This window comes from Ketobacter sp. MCCC 1A13808 (assembly GCF_009746715.1).
Lineage (GTDB): Bacteria > Pseudomonadota > Gammaproteobacteria > Pseudomonadales > Ketobacteraceae > Ketobacter.
Window position 1 is genome coordinate 334,008 of the sequence record NZ_VRKW01000004.1, and the last position, 21,069, is coordinate 355,076.

At 51.2% G+C, this 21,069-nt stretch carries 18 protein-coding genes; 7 read left to right on the forward strand and 11 right to left on the reverse strand.

All coding sequences use genetic code 11. The annotated features are described in order from the left end of the window. The first annotated feature begins 39 nt into the window (after nucleotides 1-39). Entirely contained in the window at nucleotides 40-813 is a 774-nt protein-coding gene (locus tag FT643_RS10805) for a hypothetical protein (RefSeq protein WP_156871397.1), read from the forward strand. Here the strand turns inward: FT643_RS10805 and FT643_RS10810 are convergent. The 3 genes from FT643_RS10810 to msrB form a co-directional block, all read right to left on the reverse strand. After that, entirely contained in the window at nucleotides 810-1,298 is a 489-nt protein-coding gene (locus FT643_RS10810) for a MarR family winged helix-turn-helix transcriptional regulator (protein WP_198043496.1), read from the reverse strand. The two genes, FT643_RS10805 and FT643_RS10810, sit on opposite strands and share 4 nt — an antisense overlap. Nucleotides 1,299-1,337: 39 nt before the next feature. Next, complete coding sequence (locus FT643_RS10815; RefSeq protein WP_156871398.1) at nucleotides 1,338-1,823, reverse strand: glutathione peroxidase; 486 nt, start codon at nucleotides 1,821-1,823, stop codon at nucleotides 1,338-1,340. A gap of 473 nt (nucleotides 1,824-2,296) precedes the next feature. Then, nucleotides 2,297-2,695, reverse strand: coding sequence for a peptide-methionine (R)-S-oxide reductase MsrB (msrB, locus tag FT643_RS10820; RefSeq protein WP_156871399.1), 399 nt, complete (start codon nucleotides 2,693-2,695; stop codon nucleotides 2,297-2,299). Nucleotides 2,696-2,824: 129 nt separating this feature from the next. On the opposite strand from msrB, the gene FT643_RS10825 reads away from it, so the two are divergent. Continuing rightward, a complete protein-coding gene (locus FT643_RS10825; RefSeq protein WP_156871400.1) occupies nucleotides 2,825-4,048 on the forward strand; it encodes a pyridoxal phosphate-dependent aminotransferase in 1,224 nt (407 codons plus the stop codon). Between the two features lie 10 nt (nucleotides 4,049-4,058). After that, nucleotides 4,059-4,493 carry a hypothetical protein gene (locus FT643_RS10830; protein ID WP_198043484.1) on the forward strand — a complete coding sequence of 145 codons (435 nt, stop codon included), beginning with the start codon at nucleotides 4,059-4,061 and terminating at the stop codon, nucleotides 4,491-4,493. On the opposite strand, the gene FT643_RS10835 is transcribed toward FT643_RS10830, so the two are convergent. The 4 genes from FT643_RS10835 to FT643_RS10850 are packed head-to-tail and all read right to left on the reverse strand — an operon-like array spanning nucleotide 4,490 to nucleotide 11,411. Beyond that, a complete protein-coding gene (locus FT643_RS10835; RefSeq protein WP_156871401.1) occupies nucleotides 4,490-6,112 on the reverse strand; it encodes an adenylate/guanylate cyclase domain-containing protein in 1,623 nt (540 codons plus the stop codon). The two genes, FT643_RS10830 and FT643_RS10835, sit on opposite strands and share 4 nt — an antisense overlap. A gap of 60 nt (nucleotides 6,113-6,172) precedes the next feature. Next, nucleotides 6,173-8,998 carry an Hsp70 family protein gene (locus tag FT643_RS10840; protein ID WP_156871402.1) on the reverse strand — a complete coding sequence of 942 codons (2,826 nt, stop codon included), beginning with the start codon at nucleotides 8,996-8,998 and terminating at the stop codon, nucleotides 6,173-6,175. 5 nt (nucleotides 8,999-9,003) lie between these two features. Then, the gene (locus FT643_RS10845; RefSeq protein ID WP_156871403.1) at nucleotides 9,004-10,824 is read right to left on the reverse strand and encodes an Hsp70 family protein; all 1,821 of its coding nucleotides are present in this window, start codon (nucleotides 10,822-10,824) and stop codon (nucleotides 9,004-9,006) included. Then, nucleotides 10,821-11,411 carry a DUF2760 domain-containing protein gene (locus FT643_RS10850; protein ID WP_156871404.1) on the reverse strand — a complete coding sequence of 197 codons (591 nt, stop codon included), beginning with the start codon at nucleotides 11,409-11,411 and terminating at the stop codon, nucleotides 10,821-10,823. Before FT643_RS10850 ends, FT643_RS10845 begins: the two co-directional genes overlap by 4 nt. Nucleotides 11,412-11,680: 269 nt before the next feature. Between FT643_RS10850 and htpX the strand changes: the two genes are divergently transcribed. Next, entirely contained in the window at nucleotides 11,681-12,565 is an 885-nt protein-coding gene (gene htpX, locus FT643_RS10855; RefSeq protein WP_156871405.1) for a protease HtpX, read from the forward strand. 69 nt (nucleotides 12,566-12,634) lie between these two features. On the opposite strand, the gene FT643_RS10860 is transcribed toward htpX, so the two are convergent. From FT643_RS10860 to FT643_RS10875, 4 genes are read right to left on the reverse strand one after another with little or no spacing between them, the layout of a single operon-like run. After that, entirely contained in the window at nucleotides 12,635-13,759 is a 1,125-nt protein-coding gene (locus tag FT643_RS10860; RefSeq protein WP_156871406.1) for an ATP-NAD kinase family protein, read from the reverse strand. Continuing rightward, nucleotides 13,752-14,912, reverse strand: coding sequence for a 4-phosphoerythronate dehydrogenase (locus FT643_RS10865; protein WP_156871407.1), 1,161 nt, complete (start codon nucleotides 14,910-14,912; stop codon nucleotides 13,752-13,754). Before FT643_RS10865 ends, FT643_RS10860 begins: the two co-directional genes overlap by 8 nt. Nucleotides 14,913-14,915: 3 nt before the next feature. Continuing rightward, nucleotides 14,916-15,824: a fructosamine kinase family protein gene (locus FT643_RS10870; RefSeq protein WP_156871408.1), complete on the reverse strand. Its 909-nt coding sequence runs from the start codon at nucleotides 15,822-15,824 to the stop codon at nucleotides 14,916-14,918. After that, the gene (locus tag FT643_RS10875; RefSeq protein ID WP_156871409.1) at nucleotides 15,821-16,708 is read right to left on the reverse strand and encodes a 5'-3' exonuclease; all 888 of its coding nucleotides are present in this window, start codon (nucleotides 16,706-16,708) and stop codon (nucleotides 15,821-15,823) included. The genes FT643_RS10870 and FT643_RS10875 overlap by 4 nt, the downstream gene beginning before the upstream one ends. Before the next feature lie 247 nt (nucleotides 16,709-16,955). Here FT643_RS10875 and FT643_RS10880 point away from each other — a divergent pair, with 247 nt between their 5' ends. The 3 genes from FT643_RS10880 to FT643_RS10890 are packed head-to-tail and all read left to right on the forward strand — an operon-like array spanning nucleotide 16,956 to nucleotide 21,005. Further along, a complete protein-coding gene (locus tag FT643_RS10880) occupies nucleotides 16,956-19,940 on the forward strand; it encodes a tetratricopeptide repeat protein (RefSeq protein ID WP_156871410.1) in 2,985 nt (994 codons plus the stop codon). Continuing rightward, on the forward strand, nucleotides 19,927-20,700 hold the full coding sequence (locus tag FT643_RS10885; RefSeq protein WP_156871411.1) for a tetratricopeptide repeat protein: 774 nt from the start codon (nucleotides 19,927-19,929) through the stop codon (nucleotides 20,698-20,700). The genes FT643_RS10880 and FT643_RS10885 overlap by 14 nt, the downstream gene beginning before the upstream one ends. Continuing rightward, on the forward strand, nucleotides 20,697-21,005 hold the full coding sequence (locus FT643_RS10890; RefSeq protein ID WP_156871412.1) for a hypothetical protein: 309 nt from the start codon (nucleotides 20,697-20,699) through the stop codon (nucleotides 21,003-21,005). The genes FT643_RS10885 and FT643_RS10890 overlap by 4 nt, the downstream gene beginning before the upstream one ends. Nucleotides 21,006-21,069 lie beyond the last annotated feature (64 nt).

Genomic DNA, 21,069 nt, shown 5'->3' on the forward strand with positions numbered 1-21,069 from the left:
TTCACTCGGCTTAAAAACACGTTTAGCAAGGGAAATGGCATGTCGACCAATCTTATCGTTGTACTATCCGTATTAGGCGCGGCGGCGTTGGTCGGTGTATTTTACTTCAGCCATGCCATTGAGAAGCAACGGCGCCAGAAAGCCCTGTTAATCGCCAATCTGAATGACTATGTTTTTCGTATGCAGCGCTTATTGGACGAAATTCACGAGGGCTACCTGCCTAACGAGCTCCACTTACTGTTGCTGAATCAATTGAAAAAGCGAGTGGAACGACTCCACAAACTGGCCTCTGCACGCGACAAATACAGCAAACGACTGGAGTCCGTGAACAGCCAGATTAACGAGCTGCAAACCCGGGTTAAAACTCCCCCGCCCCGGCTCAAAACCCCCGAGGAAGCCAACAAGCTAAAGTTGGCCTTACAGGACTTAAGCAAAATCATTGAGAATCTGGTACGGAATAGTACCATTCCCCCCGAGGAAGGAAATCGCCACATGCAAAGCGTGCAATTCAGCTACCTCGAGGCCAATATTCAGTACCTGATGCATACCGCTCAAACGGCAGTGCAAGACGACAAACCACGATTGGCCGTGCTGAACTATGAAAAAGCGCTGGCTGAAATGGCGGTAGTCAACACCGATGGGCGTTACAGCGAAAGTATTGCCGAGGTCGCTGAACTGATTCAGGATCTGAACAACCGCGCGACAAGCCAGCAAACCGAGAAAGTCGATGACGAAGATAACGGCTCGGAACTAAACAAAGCAGTAGAAAACCTCATTGAAGATGATCATTCCTGGAAAAAGAAATACTTTTAACAGCCGCTCTGAATGGCCGGTTCCGTATCCAAAGCCAGCATCACTTTCAGTGCTTCTTTCAGTTTCAAAACCTCATCCAAGGGCAATGCGGTGTCGCACATGACTTTGAACGGGATGTCCTTGGCTTTCTGTTTGAGTTCGATTCCTTCCAGTGACAAGCGGACCAACACCTCCCGCTCGTCGTCTTTGGCACGCTCCCGATGAATTAATCCTCTCTGCTCCAGACGCTTGAGCAACGGTGTTAACGTGCCCGTATCCAACATTAGCCGCTCACCGATAAACTTTATCGTAACCCCGCCCGGTTTTGCCGGATTCGGCAAATGCTCCCACAATACCAACATCACCAGGTATTGCGGATAGGTCAGTTCAATGGCAGATAACAAAGGCCGATACTGACCGATAATCTTGCGCGACAATGCATACACAACAAAACAGAATTGGTTATCGAGCTTAAGCGCCTCATCAGCGTCCATATCCGGGAACATCACGATCTCTTCACCCTGAGTCAAATGGAAGGTTGTTTGTTATGCCAATAGCTTCTTGATTTCAGGCTCAATGTCCGATGGGGTGTCTTTGGGCGCAAACCTCGCCACCACTTGCCCATCCTTATCCACCAGAAATTTGGTGAAGTTCCATTTAATTGCCTGACTACCCAACATGCCAGGCGCTTCCGCTTTCAGATGCTTGAATAAGGGATGTGTGTCATCTCCGTTTACGTCCACTTTCTGAAACATGGTGAAAGACACACCGTAATTGAGTTCACAGAATTCCGATATCTCCTGGTTGGATCCGGGATCCTGCTTCAGAAACTGGTTACAGGGAAAACCAAGAATTTCAAGCCCCTGCTCCTGATACTTTTTATGAAGCTCTTCCAGACCTTTGAATTGCGGTGTAAAACCACATTTGCTGGCGGTATTCACGACGAGCAAAACTTTTCCTTTAAATTCAGATAGTGAAAGCTCTTTGCCTTGCATGGTGACACTACTGAACTGGTAAACCGATTCCGACATGGTTCGTCCTCTTATTTTTGACTGGATTTTTCACCGCTGTGCGGCAAATTTGAACTGAAAACAGCCTACCAAACTATTATATTGTGGACAATACAATTGCCTAAAATACTAACTCGCTTTATGAATTACTTAGTTACACTTACCCACAGATTCTGTGGATAAGTCTGTTGATACTTTATGTAAAAATTCGTTAACAAAGCGAAAACCGCACCCCCCAACAAACTGTTCATTTTTTAACCTGTATATTTTCTTAAAAATTCAGTGACTTATTTATGTCACCGTGGTAAACGAGCAAATTCCTTAATATATAGGGGCCGCATAGTTAGGACGCGCTAACTGTGTACAAAAACAGTGCAAGCTGTTTTCGTACTATCTGACCCGCATTTTGTACGTATTGTCCACAAGAATAGATAGACGAATATTAACAATCATTAGTTATAAGTAGGGATTCTACGTGTTAATAACTCCCCGACCTAAGCGGGGACGAAGTTCAGAGAAACCGAGTTAATGCAATACCGCAGTCCGGTAGGCGGGGGACCATCCGGAAAAACATGACCCAAATGAGCATCACATACGGAACACAGCACCTCTGTTCTTTCCATACCCAGGCTGATGTCCTTTTTTTCCGTAATCACGTCCTTGCTCACGGGAATAAAGAAGCTAGGCCAACCGGAGCCGGAATCGTATTTGGTCTCTGATCGGAATAAAGGCGTCTCACAGCAAGCGCAATGATAAACACCCTCGTCCTTTAGATCCCAATACTTACCGCTAAACGCTCTTTCCGTGCCCGCCAGCCGACATACGGCATAAGCTTCGTCCCCTAATTCCTGCTTCCACTCCTGATCGGATTTCTCAACCCTATTATCTGCCATCACTTCACCTATATAAATTGCATTAAAATCAATCCGTTTTCGTTTACACTTAGCGCTCCGTGCAAGCTGCTATGCTTGCAATAATGACCCTTTTAAAGGCCTGGTAACAAGAGGTAGCGTGAGTAATTTATGAAGCCCGTGCTGAAATCATCCAAATTGCATAACGTGTGTTACGACATCCGGGGGCCGGTTCTGGACGAAGCTCGTCGCCTGGAAGAGGACGGCCACCGAGTCATGAAGCTGAATATCGGTAATCCGGCTCCGTTTGGCCTGATGGCACCTGAAGAGATTATTCAGGATGTCATCCACCAGTTGCCGGAGGGCTCCGGGTATAGTGACTCCAAAGGCCTGTTTGCAGCACGCAAAGCGGTTATGCAATATTACCAAGCGCGCAACGTTCCTGATGTACAGATAGAGGACATCTTTCTGGGCAACGGTGTCAGCGAACTGATCGTGATGTCCATGCAGGCGCTCTTGAACAACGGTGACGAGGTATTGATCCCGGCCCCCGATTACCCACTGTGGACCGCTGCCGTAAGCCTCTCCGGCGGCAAAGCGGTCCATTATCTGTGTGATGAACAAGCGGATTGGTTTCCCGATGTGGATGATATTCGCCGCAAAGTTACCCCGGACACCAAAGCCATCGTGATCATCAACCCGAACAACCCGACCGGAGCGGTGTACTCGAAAGAGATGCTGGAGCAATTGCTGGAAATTGCCAGGCAGAATAACCTGATTGTGTTCTCCGACGAGATCTACGACAAAATTCTGTACGACGAGGCGCAGCACCATTGCATGGCATCATTAGCCGATGACCTGCTGATTATTACGTTTAACGGCTTGTCAAAAACTTACCGTGTGGCCGGTTACCGCTCCGGCTGGATGGTAATCTCTGGCAATAAGTTTGTTGCGAAAGATTACCTGGAGGGCATCACTATGCTGGCCTCCATGCGTTTGTGTTCCAATGTTCCGGGCCAGCTGGCGATTCAGACAGCGCTGGGTGGCTATCAAAGTATCTACGAATTGACCACTGAAGGCGGTCGGTTATACCGCCAGAGAGAATTAGCTCATCGCATGCTGACGGATATTCCCGGTATTACCTGCGTTAAACCCAAAGGCGCACTTTATCTGTTTCCCCGTCTGGACCCGAAAATCTACCCGGTAAAGGATGATCAACAGCTGGTATTGGATCTGTTGATTCAGGAAAAAATACTACTCGTTCAGGGCAGTGGCTTTAATTGGCCGGCGACCGATCATCTACGGTTGGTGTTTCTGCCGCGGGAAGAAGACCTTACTACTGCCTTACATAAAATGGCTGAGTTTTTCGACCGGCTACGAAAAGAGTTGGCCTAAGGAGTCAGAATTGGCGGACCTGAATATTCTGGATTTCTACAAGGACACGGCGTTAACACTGATGAGTTTACAGCGTGTCTTTCCGCGCAAATTGGATCTATTTGTTGAAGATCTTAACGGTCCGGATCAAGTCGATGAATTCGGCCTGCACACCAAACGTCACGAAGCCTGCCTGGGCGCCATGCTTTGGTTAGCCGATGAAGGTTATATACGTTATGCATCCACTATCCGGCAGGAAGGTATTGACCAGGTTGTGCTGACGGCAAAAGGTATGATTAAGTTGCACACCATTGTCGATCTACCGATTAGCGGCATGCTAAACGAGTCCGTTTCAGAGTTCGAAAGCCGTGAGCAATTGACCCTGATTGAACATATGCGACGCGCCATTCAATCGCAAAGCTCAGAGCAGCTGACACGCGTTCTAAGGGCGTTCTTTACCCCCTAGAGCGAATAGATTTCAACCGTCTGGGTACGCCCTTTAACCGTCGCCTCCCCTTTTCGTTGCGCCAGATCGGCAACATCATTGGGTAAGCGTGACTTGACTTCTTCACTGATTAGAATCGTTGATTGATATTCTTTATTCAAGTGTTCAAGTCGAGCTGCCACATTGACTGTGTCGCCAATCACGGCGTACTTCATCCTGGTCTTTGAGCCCAGATTACCCGCCACCACCAAACCGGTATGCATACCAATTCTGAATTCGATTTCGGAAATACCCAATGCCTGCCAGCGCTGGGCAAGGCCGTCACTTAACCATTGTTTGTTGAGAGATTCCAGCCCTTGCCTCATCGCTAGCGCACAACGTGTTGCCCGCTCTGCATGATCAGAAAATGATTGAGGAGCACCGAACACAGCCAGAATGCCGTCCCCCAGAAACTCAATCACACAACCGCCGTGTTGATCGATTATGCTGTTCATCACACCAAGATACTCATTCAACATAGAAACCATTTGTAGTGGTGAGAGCCGCTCACTGATCGTGGTGTAATCTTTGATGTCGCAAAACAGCACCGTAACCACGACTTCTTCTCCACCCAGATCGATTTTATGATCCTGAGACAAGACCGAACGAGCAACATCTTCACTTAAATAGCGCCCAAATAAGTCCCGTAACGTCTGACGCTCTTTCAATTCGTCCGCCATTTTATCGAAGTGTTTGCCCAGCAGCCCGAATTCATCCACGCGCTGCATATGCATTCGCACATCCAAGTTACCGCTGGCAACCGCGCCAGTGCCATGAATCAAACGCCTTAATGGTTCACGAATACTGCGTGACACCACCCAGGAGACAATCGCTATAACGAAAAATGAAACCAGAAAAATCGCGCCGGAAGCAATCAGGATACGATGCTGTGCTGACGAAAGCCGTTCCGCCTTTACATCAACACCCACAATACCGATATGACGCCCATCGCGGGTAATCAGGGGGGAATACGCTGACAACGTGTATCCAAATTCATCCCGGTACGGAACGTTCTCAACCGACGACCGGTTAAACCCCTTGAGCATAACCGGCGTATCTTCCGCGGAATAATACTCACCCGGCTCTCCTACCAGTTCACCTTTGGCGTAATCGACAAAAAAATACAGATCCGTGGGCACGTTGGATGGTCGCAGAATATAAATGGAGTCGATATCCGGATCCCGTTCCGCCATGGATTCGAATTGTTTGTACACTTCCAGATGAAAGTCGGTCAGCTCTTTGGATTTCAGCCCGTACCCCGCAACTTTGTCTGCGTCGACGGAGTGAGCGAGACTACTGGACAACGTAAGCAATCGTGCTTGCAGCGATTCGATCTCAGAGCGTGTCCATAATTCATAAAAAACAAATACCAGCAACGCCAAAGTCAATATGACCGCGCCCCCATAGAGCAAGGTAAGCCGGTAGTGAAAACGATGGAACGCTTTTATTTCACTGGTAGGGTCGAGACTGGGGCCGAGAACCGGGTTTAGCGTAGCAGCAGCGGCGACCAGAACATCACCGGTACGCGGACGGAGTATTGCGGGGGTCTGTGCCTCACTCCAGCCATTCGATGTATCGGTCGTACGTTCCGTGTGACTCATAACTGCCTTATTGTAAATGATTCAATAGCCAAAGACGTGCTCAATCGAGTAGCGATACTGTCACCGTTTCCGCTCAGGGCCTGCTAACAGCTTCAGCCCGACTGGTAACGCTTCGCCAAAAACACGCTTACTGTCTGCTTCATCCAGTTCGACGTACTCCGATACGATCCGTTGCCAGAGATCGGGGGCTTTCGCCGCCGCTAATTTTTCGATCACAGAATTGCGTACAGATTCTGCCAAATCCCGGCTGCGATCGTGGGTCATGCGTACCATCATAACCGCTGCAAAAGCGGCATTTTGGTTTTTGCGCCAATCCTGCGCCATCACGGACTTTAACATCGGCGCTAATTTATCAGGTGGAATGACTGTTTCCAGCCCGCCATGAAAAGGGACTCTTGCGGTCAGGCGCCCCAATGCCCACCAGGTGGTTTGGGTTTCGCTGGATTTCTCCAAACGTTTAATAAACCAGCCTGCCAATTCGAGCTTAGTTGCAATCGGTAATTCTTCCAATGCCCCTGCCAAACGCACCATATCGTCGTAGGACTTGTTCTTTATTTCCGTCTTCAGTTTTAAGTTGCGGGTGGACGACGGATTCAGAAACTTACTTATATCTTTGTATATACGTTGTTGGGCAGTCTGGTCCAGGCCGCCGGCTAAACGTCGCCAGAACGTCCACCAATCTGCCCAGGATTGATTTTCCTTATTGAATTGTAGTCCCTGTTGATACAAGGACCAAATGTTATCGACCCTCCAGTCATCCGCCGGATAGCCGAAACCTGGACGAATACAAAAGCCAGCCAGATTAAACCAGATCCGCTCATGGTTCTGTGAACGCCGGCGTTTCTTGCGGCGTTCCCACAAGGCATCAAACAAGGCGCGGGATAACGCCGAATCCCACTCGTTCCGATTGCCTAACAACTTTTCCAGCGTGGGGCGTAAGCGTTTAACTGCGTGCGCGTCCACATTTTTGTCGCTGGCACCGAATACCCCTTCAATCTCGGCAATAGCGTCATCTATTCGGGGCGGCAATACGCTTTCCTGATAAGCGTGTGCCAACTGCAGGTTTTTGCGTAACTGAAACTCGACTTTCCATCGCCGGTCGTCGGATTGAGATTGGCAGTAGAGATCCAGTGTCCCCACTTCGGTCAGGCGGGTTACTAACGTCACCGCGACCTCTTTCTGAAGATCGTTATGGTCCAGCGCTGCAACCAGGGGAGGTAGTTTTTGAAAGCGGTCATCCGCCACTGTCGCCTCGGCCACGTCTGACATTGAAACCAGCTGTCCGGCGGAAAATGTCTCGTCCCCATTGTAGGAGGACAACATAAACTGAACAGGCTGATTGACCTGCAATGCAAACTGACGATCTGCTAACGCAACCTCGACCCCCTCTTCTGTCGCTTTGGGTAGAATGCACACTCCCAGGGTTGCTCCATCTTGGCCCTCCACCTGCAGAAAATAGGACCGTGCAGAACCACCCCCGATGCGCAAGGTTTTGCTGTGTTTAGCCAGCGCAAACGCAACAGCGCCAAAAGCGACTGCCTGATCGGGGCGATTATTCTGAAGCGCAACTACATTCCGGCCCCGCCAGTCGGATAACACCGCCAGCGCTCGCGCATGTAAAACCGGGCTGTTAAACACCCCCCCATTAAACAACACCGCATCCGGAATCGCCGTCTGTTGCCCGTCCAGTCCCAACGCTTTGCGGCAGCTGTCCTGATGCTGACTCAGGAACAAGGACAGGTATTTGCTGACGGCCGGATCTGGAGCATAAGGCAAACCAAACTCAACGATCGCACTGCCCCGCCGCTTGGGTAGCTCTGCAAAGGGAATAGCAGGAAAAAAACCGTCGAGGGCGAGACTGTGAATCTCTGCACGGGTTAACTCTGCGCTGCGCGCACCGCCGATTAATCGGGCGCCACCGCCGACCACGGTCACCGTTGCTTTTTCAACAGGATCATGGCTCAGCAGCAGTTCTTTCGCGTTGCGACTTTGCTGAATCAATTGACTGAGACTCGCCGCACTCAGCGCTTTTCCTGAAGCACAAATCCGTTGTTCCGCAATACGGGCGATAGCCAGGTCAACATTATCCCCGCCCAACATCCAATGATCGCCCACAGCTATTCGGTTTAAAGCCAACTGACCGGCATCGGTTTTAACCTGGATCAGACTCAGATCGGTGGTTCCACCACCCACATCGACTACCAACAATAACCTGACATCGGCCAGCACATCAGCTGCGGTATCTTTATGCCGATAATACCAGTCATAGCAAACCGCTTGCGGCTCTTCCAGCAATGTCACTGCTGGTAAACCCGCCAATTCGGCTGCCTGCAAGGTCAGTGCCCGCGCCGCTTCATCAAAAGAAGCCGGCACGGTAATAACGATTTCCTGATGTTCCAGCAGCGCATCCGGGTGAGCGTGGTTCCAGGCACAGCGGACATGCAACAGATAAGAACCACAGGCCACGACTGGCGATACTTTTACCACATCCTGCGCTGACGCCCAGGGCAGGATTTCTGCCGAACGGTCAACCTTGTCATGGGACAACCAGCTCTTGGCACTGGCTACCTGCCGGCCTTCCACTTTACTACCCAGTTCGCGGGCATACTCGCCAACGATGTAAACACCGTCATCACCCGGCAGATGGGTCCGAGGCCAAGGCAATACCAGTTGGTCCTGAGCTAATTCAGCGGCCGCGGGATGGTAACGAAACGAAGGCAACAGGGGCCTGGGGGCCACTTCTCCCGGCCCCACTAATTGTTCAATCTCGAATATGGCTGGTACAGCGGTCGCCACATCTTGTGACAGGTCGGCGTAACACACCACCGTATGAGTGGTACCCAAATCAATTCCGACCAGAAATCGAGGAGAATCAGGTTTACTCATTCTTTTTAATCCCGCACCTCAAATTCCACCTGCCAACGCTTTCCATCTTGCTGTGACAACGCTTCCAGGCAGAGTGTGCCCAACTCGTTTACGCAGGACGCCAGGCGAACCGCAACGACCTCGCCCTCCTTTCGCCCATCCGCTGTGAGCAGTGCCTGAATGGGAGCCAATTCCTCCAATTCTTCGTCATCCCAGTCATCCAGCAACGCCCCAGGTTGATCATCACGGCGCACAGTTGAGCCAAAAAAACGGAATTGCACCGGTTCTCCAACCACCAGGCCGAATTCTTGCTGGGTTGGCGCAGTCTCTGAACCCTCTTCCATGCCGAAAGGTGCGACGCACAAAGCCTGCAACGGCGGCGGCATACCGGGTACGGCCGGCATGGCGCTTTCAATTCCTACGTAGTAGGCGCTAGCCAAGCCACCACGGATACGAACACCATGGCCCTGACGCACGAAACCATAGTAGGCTGCTCCATTGGCCACCGCTAAATCCAGATCAGCACCATCAAGTAACCGAGCAGGTTCCGCTCCCGCCCCAGACAACCAGTCGTTAATCACGGACAACAAACGCTGCGCCAATGCCGGCGCTTTCAACACACCACCATTAAATAGTAGCGCCGTGGGCTTGATGAATTGTCCCGCACTGCCGAACAACTCCGCCGCTGCATCTGATTGGCGACAAAGGAATGCAGCCAGGTGGCGGCTTACACCCGCATCCTGGGCATAAGGTAAGCCCAGTTGCGTCAAGCCTGCACGTTGAACTTGTCGGGGATGTTCCGTTATGTCGGATCGGGGAAAGAAGCCATCGATCAGGGTTTCCTCTACTTCCTGTCGTGTCAGTTCCGTGCGTAACGTCGAACCCAATAACTTTGAGCCCCTGCTCGGCACGACCAATGGCACCGATTGTTCATCGTTCTGGCTCAATAGGATTTCTTTCGCGTCTCGGCAGCCGTGGGTCAATGCCTGAATTTGCCAGGGCTGAAGCTTCTTGCCGTCCGCTTCCAGTTTGGCTTTGACCCGGTAGGCCAACGCCAGATCCATGTTGTCGCCACCCAAAAGAATATGATCACCCACCGCTATCCGGTTCAACGTCAGATTGCCGTCTTCCTCGGTGACCGCCACCAGGGAAAGATCCGTGGTGCCCCCTCCAACGTCCACCACCAATACCACATCGCCCACACTAACCTGTTCACGCCATTGGTCTCTGCTGTTTTTGACCCAGCTATAAACCGCCGCCAACGGTTCTTCCAGCAGCGTCAGCCGGCTTAGACTGATATTGCGTGCGGCCTCTGCGGTGAGGTCCCGTGCGCCGGGGTCGAATGACGCCGGCACCGTTAATGTTATGTCCTGGTCCTGTAAGGGGTGATCCGGGTGTTGCTGGTCCCAAGCTGATTTCAGGTGAGACAAATACGCCATTGAGGCCGCCAGAGGTGACGTCTTTTGAACTTCTTCCGGCGCGTTTAATGGTAGAAAATCGGAACGCCGGTCAACACCACTGTGCCCCAACCAGCTTTTTGCACTGGCAACCAACCGCATTGGCGTTTTCGCACCCAGGTGGCGGGCGATCATACCGGTTAGCGGAGCGCCAGATACGCTGCCCCAGGGTAATGCCAGCTCGCCTGCAGACACTTCGGCATCGTGCTGCTGGTAAAGAAAGGACGGCAACTGGTTTCTGCTTTCTACATTTCCGGGCTGAGTCAGCTGGGGAATCGGGAAAATCTCGTGCACCGGCTCATCGTGATCGCTTTGCAGGTCCACATAAGATACAACACAATTGGTGGTTCCCAGGTCAATTCCAACGCTGAAGCGACTGCTCTCACTCATAATTCCACCTCGGCCGGAGCGATCACCCGGGCGTCGTGACCACTCGCTAATTTAGGCAAATCCGCTTTCACTGCCCGCCAACCACGATGCACTAAAACGCCTTTAAAGGGTGGCTCACCCAACACATTACCGGTCACCCTGTTTTCGGCAGAGTTGAAACCGGCTTCAAGCATTACAGTGCTTTCTTCGTCTTCACTACGCACCGGTTGTAATGAAAAATACTGATCCAATAATTTTTTTCCGCCCTCGTGAACGACTCGGGCAACAGCACCGATTTCAGCATCGGAGAAGCCGGTTAAATCTTCGTTCAAAAAATCGATAAAGCGAGCTTCCTGCTGCAATAGCCCCAGTAGCTGCAAGGCCGAGTCTGGGTCTGAGGTTTTCAGAGCGGGCGCAACGTCCACCACCGGCGTGGTGTCTTCAGTAGCCGCGGCGTCTGCCCCTTCGGCTTGGCCGGTTTCGTTACCCACGTCCGGAGATGTTTTTCCGCCCCGCATCAGGGCCACTATAAATAACAGAACAACTAACGCTGCAAGCACCACATGCAGGGCATCCAGGCTGGACGGCATCACCAGGTTCACACCCATTTTATCTCCCTCATTAATGTATGGTTATCGCCCCGGGTCATAAGTCAGGGCCGGAAACGCCGCGCAGTTTACCATCTTGAGCCATTGGATACAGACCACATCAAACAAGTCTTTAATCTTTCATCAAACAATGACATGATATGTCGAAGAACTTCCGTTGATTTGGTGGTCTAACGAACAGTTACTGAACGCCACCAACCAGTTGAAAAAAATTAATTAAGCACCATCTTTGCATCATGATTCCACATTAGAGAGGTCAAACGTCAATCATGTTACGTATTCTGTTGTTCCTCGGTACTAACATTGCCGTTATTGCTGTTGCCAGTATCACACTGAGCTTGCTGGGCGTTCCCGGTTATCTGCAGCAAAACGGAACCAACCTTAACTTGCAATCCCTGCTAATTTTCTGTGCCGTGTTTGGCTTCGCGGGTTCGCTCGTATCGCTTTTGATTTCCAAGCCCATGGCAAAATGGAGCACCCGGACCCAGGTTATCAACCAGCCACAGAACCAGGCTGAGCAATGGTTACTGGAAACCGTGCAGGAGTTATCGAATAAGGCCGGGATTAAAATGCCCGAGGTCGGGATTTTTCAATCCAATGCGTCCAATGCATTTGCCACGGGATGGAATAAAAATGCGGCCCTGGTTGCAGTCAGTACCGGCTTACTGAGTCGCTTCGACCGTGATGAAGTTCGCGCCGTGTTGGCCCACGAAATTGGCCACGTTTCTAACGGCGACATGGTGACTCTGGCGCTGATTCAAGGTGTGATGAACACCTTCGTCATGTTTTTCGCACGCATTGCCGCGTTCGCCATAGACCAGTTCTTCCGCGACAGCGAAGGCCGAGGCGGTTTGGGGATGTTCGGTCATATGGCAGTGGTGTTCATCTTTGATATGATTTTCGGGATTCTGGCCAGTATCATCGTCATGCGGTTTTCCCGTTGGCGAGAGTTTCGAGCAGATGCCGCGGGCGCCGAGCTAGGGGGTCGTGACCCCATGATCCGCGCGCTACAGCGATTAAAAGCGGAAATGGAAATACCCAATGAATTACCCGAAACCATGACGGCATTCGGTATCCGTAACGCAAAGGTTGCCTCGTTATTTTCATCTCATCCACCTTTGGATGATCGCATTGCAGCTCTGAGAAACGCATGATTAAAGCAGATGACCCGCGTCCGCGGGTCATCCTTTCCCAGCAAAATAAGCCCATTTATTAGCCTTTCATCAGCCCTCTACCGCATACAAAACAGAATCTTCAAAACCGGTCACCACTTTGCGGAAGCCCTTTAATTGCGCATTCAAATCTGCATCCCAGGTGTCGACCAGCAACGGACGCCCCTGCAACTCCCTGATTTTTGATTTGGTCGCCACAATGGTGATGTCTTCTGCAGCCCTGATTACCGCCGGGCTGATCTGATGATTACCCCTGCCGAAAATATGCCCCTGACCTCCTATTAAGGTCACTACGATGGTCGCTGGATATTGCGACATCCATTCCAGTATGTGTTGCTCTGTAGCATCCAGCTGTACGATTTCCCCGTTAAGCAAGAGATCGACACCCAGCAACGTTTTGGGTAAGCCCAATTCCAACGTAATAGCCCGGGTGCTGGTGCCTGGCCCCAGTATATAAAGATGATCCGACTGGAGATTCTCAATTATAAAGGCGGCGATATCCTGCAGTGCCAGTGCCTCCACTTCGCGCCCGGAACATTTAACATGCTGCAGATAGCGCTCCTCGGCAGTCACCAGAAGCTCTCCGAAATAGGTGGTTTGCACCCTGTTGTTGCGAAACGCTTCTTCGTCGATATCACGCACTTCCATCTCACCGACGCTGACCAACTGGGAGCTGAGCATCTTGGCGATAATTTCCGCTGCACCACGCGCGTGAACCGCATAAACGCCAGAATGTATTTTGACTCCCGCCGGAATACCTAACACCGGTATGGATGTGCCGACAGCGCGAACCATATCCCTCGCCGTTCCATCCCCCCCGGCAAACACAATCATATCGACCCCGGCTTGTTTTAACGCTTGGGCAGCCTGAATAGTATCACTGGCGTGGGTTACGTCGCCCTTGGCGGCACCCACCACGGTACAACTCAAATGGTGATCGCGCAGGCTTTGTTCACCCATCGATCCACCCCAGCAAAACCAATCGATTCTGTCGCTATAACTGGAGAGCGCATCCAAAAACAAGCCAACTCTTTGTGCAGCCCTGGGTATTGCACCGCGTTCTATCGCTTGCTGCACGGTGTTTTCACCGTCACTGCCTTTTAGCGCAACCGCACCGCCGATACCGGCGATGGGATTAACGATCAAGCCGATGGAAACCCTGCTCAGACTATTCAATTAACTGAAACCCCATCGCGCACACCCGATTAAACTGCTGCTCAGAAAGCACCGATTTGAGATAACCGGCCCCACGCAGGACCACAGTACTGCATTCACGTCGCACCCGATAACTTTTGCGTAAAGCATCAAATCCCAACGCCCTTTTTTCCCGAGGTAACTGCATGCTCGTGCGCAATCCGATATCATCTTCACGCATGTCGTATACCCGTTGGATTATCTCTATCGCTCGTTGCGGGGTTTCTATTTGACGGTCGCTAAAATCCAAAACAACATTCAGCTTATCATCGATAAGGTTGTTATATCGCAAAGGTGGCTCTGTATTGAGATAACGACACAAAGCCTCCAGAATCATCCAGGTGCCCTTTACTTTGCCATCGTAGCTATAACCTGCAATATGGGGTGTTGCGATGTCCACTTGGTTTGCGAGCTGCCGGTTAATAAAAGGCTCACCTTCCCAAACATCCAGCACCACAGACAGATCGTAGCGACTATCGAGCACCCGGCTTAACGCCATGTTGTCCACCACGGCACCACGCGCTGTATTGATCAATACAGCGCCTTCAACCAGAGCATTCAAACGCGAGGCATCACCCAGATGGCGGGTAGCGAAACGGCCTTTTTCTTCATAGGGCACATGCAGCGTTACAATGTCGGCCTGCCAGGCTTCCTCTTCTGACACCAGGCCCGATACCCCGCGGGCCTGGCGCGGCGGATCGCATGGCAACACCGTAAGTCCCAGCGGTTCACATAAAGACTGCAAAGCAGAGCCGACATTGCCGACGCCAATAATACCGACGGATTTACCGGCCAGATCAAACTCCCGTATACTTTCCAATTCCAGCAAAGCGGTAATTACAAACTCAGCAACCGATCGCCCGTTGCAGCCCGGGGCGCTAGCAAAAGCAATATTGTTTTGTCGCAGGTAATGTTGGTCTATATGATCGACACCAATGGTTGCCGATCCCACAAAACCGACCGGAGTGCCTTTCAACAAGTGCTCATTCACCTGTGTAACCGAGCGAACAATCAAAGCATCGGCATCCCGTAGGTCGGCGGCTTGCAGCTGCCTTCCCGCCACCAGCACAACGTCACCAAGCGCGCCGAAGCTTTGTTCTGCCAGAGGAATATTTTCATCCACAACAATTTTCATTTTCTATTCCAGCTCGTGCACTAATTCGTTTATCGCAACCTCGGCCCGACCCAAATAGCGGCCGCCGAACAAGTTAAAGTGATTCAACCAGTGATATAAATCATACAACCTTTGCCGCAGTTCGTAGCCCTCTGACTTTTCTGTTAATGCGTCGTAAACCTGATAAACCCGACGACCTAATGCTCCGAACATTTTGGACATAGCGATATCCGTTTCGGCATCACCAAAGTACACAGCAGGATCAAACAAGGTCGGCTTACCGGTACAATCCACCGCCAGATTCCCGCTCCACAGATCACCATGCAGCAAACTGGCAGGCGGTTGGTGGTGGGCTAATTTCCCTGGCACAGATTGAATTATTTGCCTTAATTTTTCAATTGTAAGTGGTGTCATGCCTTTGTCTTGAGCAAGCTCGAGTTGGCACTGCAGACGGAGGTCACAGAAAAAATGCCACCATTGTTTGCATTGAAGTGCATCTCGGCAGATATTGCGTTGCGGTGTTGCGCCAATGTAATTATCGTGGTCCAGGCCGAAATGCGGCACCTGGATACCATGCAGCTCCGCCAACGCTTCCCCCATCCGGGTTTCATGTCGACCAACCGGATGCAGTTCCACAAACTCCAGCAGCAACACAGCCGCATCAGCGCAGACCTCAACAAACACCAGTTCCGGCACCCGAATGGCCTCACATTGCGCCAGCAATTCCAATCCGCGCGCCTCCGCTAAAAACCGATCCAGACTGGTGACCGGTGCGCTTTTTATAAAAACCGGTGCCTCTCCGGGAGCATGGCCTTCCATCGACGTGTCTATGCTGCTCCCAGCGCGCTCCCGAAACCGTGTTTTGCGGTAACCTGGCCCCCGTTCTGACACCAAGCGTTCAATCAAGGCGTCGCGGACTATGGCACTGATCAAAAGAAACGCCGGATCAGATTTTCAAATCTGACACCCAGGCCCAGTTGCTTAACCAAAGTCATCAGTTTTTCCATCGATGCCCGCTCCACTGTCATAACCTCCAGTGCAATGTGCTGTTGCGGGGGCCTCAAGCGGGTCAACTCGCGAAACAGGAGTGCCTCTTCTCGATGCCCTGCCAACTTAAAGTACAGCCCTTTTGCCCCTCTAACAGGTAGACCCTGAACTTCATCCAGGTGGTCGTACAGCGTTTCCAGATCAGGAAACTGCTGCAGCAGACGCGTCGCGGTCTTTTTGCCAATCCCCTGTATACCGGGAATTCCGTCAGCCGCGTCGCCCATTAGGGCCAACAGATCGGCAATCTGTTCTGGCCGCAGCGACCAGTGTTCACACAATTGCTCATAACTTGATTCAGTGCCACTTGCCCAGTCCACCAAACTATCCCCGGGACGAATCACCTGGGCCAAGTCTTTATCGCGCGATATCACCACGCAGCGTTTACTTTGTTTGTGGGCCGTTCCAGCGGCCCAGGCGATCAGATCATCCGCCTCGTAGTCTTGGTCCGCCAGGCAGGTTATGCCCGCAGCCTGCGTTAACAGTTTGCACAGATCCAATTGATAGGCCAATGCTTCATCCGGCAACGCCCTTTTGGATTTGTAATTTGGGTATAGATTATGTCTAAATCCGTTAAAGAGGCTTTCATCGAAGGCCGCAACCAGATAATGTGGCTCCAGCGAACGGATTTGCTGCAATAACAAGCGAAAATATCCGTAAACTGCATTGACCGGTCTCCCGTTTTCATCCAACAGGGTGTCAGGCATGCCAAACCAGGCCCGAAATATATAGATACTAGAGTCCAATAGATAAACAGTGTCAGAATGCTTCAAAATTGCTATATTTCCGTTCTTAACTGACTGAAATTTTTAGATTTGCACTATAGTCTATTTAAGACCAGGGAATCGATAGCGCCGCACTGAAAAGTTGACGGCAGCATTTGGATAACGAGCGCACAGTTTTAGACATCGGTCAGCTTCTCCGCTTTGTCCTGCAAACAAAAACAGCGACAATACGAGCACGATATATCGGGTTTATACGCTTCGCGGAACAATATTTAGAAGTGTCGGATTTTCACGAGTGAGCAAAACAATCAATAATTTGTATTCAAAATCAGCAAGGAGAGCGTTAACCACCGCTTGTGTTTTGCTCAGCCTAACCTATCTATCAGGATGCTCGCAGTCCGGAGTGGGTATTGTTGGCGACAAGAAACCGGAGCATAAAACACTGGCGGATCTTGAACGCCGACAAATCTCTGTTGAGCCCCAGATACTGGAACCCATTGAAGCAGAAAAGGTACTTGCGACCTACGAGCAAGCTGTAGAGCTATTCTCAACGCAACGGGAACGCTCGCTTGCTTTACGCCGCATGGCAGATCTGACCATGGTGGCCACTGAAGACCGAATGATCGACTCGCTGGAAGAAGATCCTCAGGTTGATACCTCTGCCGAAATGGACGCTGCTTCTGATAGCACCTCTTTACAATACGTGCGCGCCGTTGCCATTTATGAAGCATTGATATTGGGCGCTCAACCCGGTGACGACCTGTCCGAAGAATACTACCTGCTGGCGAAAGCCTACGATTTGAATGGTGAGCCGGAGAAAGCACTGCAAACCTTGGATAAACTGGTCACTCAATACCCGGATAGTGAATACACGTTTGAAGCCCAGTTCCGTCGCGGCGAACACCTGTTCTTATTGGGTGATTACGAAGCTGCTGCCCAGGCTTATGCTGTGGTCCTCAAAGCCGGTGCAGAAAACTCATACTACGAGCATTCCCTTTATAAGCACGGCTGGAGTCTTTATAAACTGGGCGACTACGATCTAGCGGTCAGCGATTTCATCGCCTTGCTGGATGGCTATATGCCCACACCGCCACCCAAATCAGAAGAAGAACTCAAAGCCGAACAAGTGGATCGTACGATCACCAAAATTCAGGCCATCCCATTGCCTGAAGTCTCTAAAACCCAACAAAAAACCCTGGATGATACCCTGCGCGTGTTGAGTATGTCGTTCTCCAACATGGATGGTGCAACCAGTGTTGACCAGTTCTTCAAGAATAAGGGTGAACGCATATACGAACACCAGGTCTATGCCGCGCTGGCCGAGCTCTACTTATATCAGGAGCGATACAAGGATGCAGCCGACACATACGCCATGTTCTCACTCAAACACCCGCTGCACCCCATGGCACCGTCGATGTCGTCGAAGGTGATCGACACCTATCAAAAAGGCGGCTTCCCCAGCCTGGTGTTACCCTATAAAGAAAAATTTGTTGAACAATACGGCATCTACAGTGCGTTCTGGGACCGTGCGACTCCGGAAGCCCGGGACCAATACAGCAATGAGCTGAAGCAACATCTGGTGGAGCTGGCACAGCATTATCACGCTGCAGCGCAGGTCAGTAAGCTGCCGAAGGATTACGGCACGGCCGCGCGTTGGTATCGCGAGTTTTTGGTGACGTTCCCTGCCGATGAGAATGCTCCGGTGATGAATATGCTATTGGCAGAAACGCTGTTCGCTGCCAAGGAATTTCTGGCCGCTATCGAAGAGTTTGAACGTACGGCCTACGACTATCCGGTCAAAGAAGGTGAAGCTCCCCGCCCCGAAGCAGAAAAAGCCGCGTATTTTGCCCTCTTGGCGCACCAGGAGTACCTGAACACCATTCCGAAGGACGACCCGATTTGGCGCGGAGCGGTAGCCAAACGCGCAAGCAGCTCGCTGAAGTTCGCCAAAACCTACCCGGCAAATGAAAACACCCCCAAGGTGCTGGACAATGTCATTGAAGACCAACTGTTACTGGGCGATATAGAGTCCGCGATGGTCACCGCCCAACTCATCATTGCATGGGTACCACCAGCGCCCCAGGAACTTAGGGAGAAAGCCTGGATCACTTACGCGAATGCGGTATTTGACAAACAGGAATGGGCCGGGGCGGAAGAGGCGCTGCGCAAGGTTCTCGAATTTACCACGCTCGAGAAAAAGGAGCGTTCCGAGTACGAAGAACGACTCGCCACTGCCATCTATAAACAAGGTGAAATACTTGAAAAAGAAGGTCGTCTGGCTGAAGCAGCCGGCGAGTACCTGCGTGTAGCCGCTGTAGTACCGAACGCCTCGGTACGCGCCAATGCAGAATATGACGCCGCTAACCTGCTAATGAAGCAAGGCGACTACGAGCGCGCCATTGGTGTTCTGGAGAACTTCCGCAAGCGTTATCCCAAGAATGAACTGACCAAGGGTATACCAGCGAAACTCAGCTTAGCTTATGAAAAAACAGGCAACCTGACCAAAGCAGCGGCAGAGCTCACTGCCATCGCCCTACTGCACAAAAACACCGATCCGGAACTGGCTCGTGAAGCACTACTGCAAGCCGCGGAAATGAAAGAAAAAACCGGAGATACGGAAGGTGCCATCGCCCTTTATAAACAGTTTGTATGGGACTATGAGCGGCCGGTTGAACCGCGCATGGAAGCCCAAAACAAACTGGTTGACCTGTACGCTAAAACCGGCGAAACGGCGAAGCGTTACTTCTGGTTAAACAAACTGGTAGAAACCCACAACAACGCCGGTGCTGAACAATCAGACCGCACCCGCTATCTGGCAGCCTATGGCTCATTCAACAGCGCCGAGTCCCTGTTTATTGAATTTAATAGCGTCTCACTTACCCAGCCGCTGCGTAACAGCCTGAAGAAAAAGAAAGCCGCCATGCAAAAAGCCAGCGAAGCCTACACCACCACAGTGCAATACGGCGTGATTGATTTCACCACCGCCGCCAACTATAAGCTGGGTGAAGTTTATCGTCTGTTTGCGAAAAGCATTATGAAAAGCGAGCGCCCCAAGGGGCTGGACGAGCTGGCTTTAGAAGAATACGAAATCCTGCTGGAAGATCAGGCGCTGCCTTTGGAAGATAAAGCCATTGCCATCTTCCAAACCAACACTGACCGTACCAAAAACGAAGTTTGGGACGAATGGGTGGAAAAGAGCTACCAATCACTCAGTACGCTATCCCCCGGTCGCTACAATAAGCCGGAAATGACAGAGGAGTATATTGATGTCATCTACTAGATATCTGCGCTTCTGCTGCGGGCTGACGCTGGCTCTATCCCTTCTGACTCAGGGCTGCTCACTCATAAAGCCCGACCCAAAACCTGCCGCAACGGCCGATTCGCCGGACAGTGTTACAGTTGAGCTGACAGACGAACGCGAACAAGGTGCGAAGCGTGCGGATGATGACGCCGCATCCGCTCAACAACCTGACCCGGTTGAAAGCAATGATCAAGCACGGGAACGGCTGCAGCGACAGCGTGTCGAAGCGCTGACTATGAATATGAGTTCCGCACAAAACAGCCAGGCTAAACAGGCACAACCGGATTTTGACAGAGCCATCAATGAGATGCGCAAAGGCAATCTGGACTCGGCATTGCAGCGTTTGCAAGCGATATCCAAGAGCTACCCCGCTCTCAGTGGCCCTATCGTTAATCAGGCAATCATTTTGCGCAAAATGGGTAAAAAGCAGGAAGCCTATGACCTATTGCATAAAGCCCTACACGACCATGGGAAAAACCCCTTCCTGCTCAATGAGTTAGGCGTAATCAGTCGTGAACTGGGCAAATTTAAACAAGCGCAGGCAAGCTATGAAAGTGCGATTCGCATCGACGAAAATTACCTTAGTGCACATTATAATCTAGCGGTGCTGGCGGATTTATATTTGCACGATCCGGCGTTGGCACTGGCTGAATTTGAAGCCTATCAGCGACTTCTGCCAACTCCGGACAAGAAAGTGGCAGGCTGGATGAAAGAAATTGAAAGACGGGCCGCGCGATGAGCATGAAACTTTTCAAAATAATCTATATTATCGCTCACGCTGGGCTTTTAACTGGCTACAGTTTGAACAGCTGGGCTCTGGATGAAGGAACGACAATCATTGGTACCAAAGAAGCACCCAATGTACTGAACGTTGTGCCCTGGCAAGCCAAAGAGCTGGGTGTAGACCCGTGGCAATCCAAGCCCAATTTTGAGTCGCAATTGCTGGACGATTCTCTAAAGCCGGTGGATCGAGACGAGTTGCGACGGCAGGTGGAATACTTTAACCTGCTGCAGCATTCGGATCCCCAAGCGGTTGACCAGTAAGGATAAAAGAAGGACCTATAGGCGGGCTGAAATTAGCTCTGATAGCTACACATAACTGATTCTT

Coding starts and splice junctions, on each gene's coding strand:
- FT643_RS10890 (WP_156871412.1), top strand. CDS start 20,697: ATGAGCATGAAACTTTTCAAAATAATCTATATTATCGCTCACGCTGGG.
- FT643_RS10815 (WP_156871398.1), bottom strand. CDS start 1,823: ATGTCGGAATCGGTTTACCAGTTCAGTAGTGTCACCATGCAAGGCAAA.
- FT643_RS10845 (WP_156871403.1), bottom strand. CDS start 10,824: ATGAGTGAGAGCAGTCGCTTCAGCGTTGGAATTGACCTGGGAACCACC.
- msrB (WP_156871399.1), bottom strand. CDS start 2,695: ATGGCAGATAATAGGGTTGAGAAATCCGATCAGGAGTGGAAGCAGGAA.
- FT643_RS10835 (WP_156871401.1), bottom strand. CDS start 6,112: ATGAGTCACACGGAACGTACGACCGATACATCGAATGGCTGGAGTGAG.
- FT643_RS10810 (WP_198043496.1), bottom strand. CDS start 1,298: ATGTTCCCGGATATGGACGCTGATGAGGCGCTTAAGCTCGATAACCAA.
- FT643_RS10885 (WP_156871411.1), top strand. CDS start 19,927: ATGTCATCTACTAGATATCTGCGCTTCTGCTGCGGGCTGACGCTGGCT.
- FT643_RS10825 (WP_156871400.1), top strand. CDS start 2,825: ATGAAGCCCGTGCTGAAATCATCCAAATTGCATAACGTGTGTTACGAC.
- htpX (WP_156871405.1), top strand. CDS start 11,681: ATGTTACGTATTCTGTTGTTCCTCGGTACTAACATTGCCGTTATTGCT.
- FT643_RS10850 (WP_156871404.1), bottom strand. CDS start 11,411: ATGGGTGTGAACCTGGTGATGCCGTCCAGCCTGGATGCCCTGCATGTG.
- FT643_RS10840 (WP_156871402.1), bottom strand. CDS start 8,998: ATGAGTAAACCTGATTCTCCTCGATTTCTGGTCGGAATTGATTTGGGT.
- FT643_RS10865 (WP_156871407.1), bottom strand. CDS start 14,912: ATGAAAATTGTTGTGGATGAAAATATTCCTCTGGCAGAACAAAGCTTC.
- FT643_RS10805 (WP_156871397.1), top strand. CDS start 40: ATGTCGACCAATCTTATCGTTGTACTATCCGTATTAGGCGCGGCGGCG.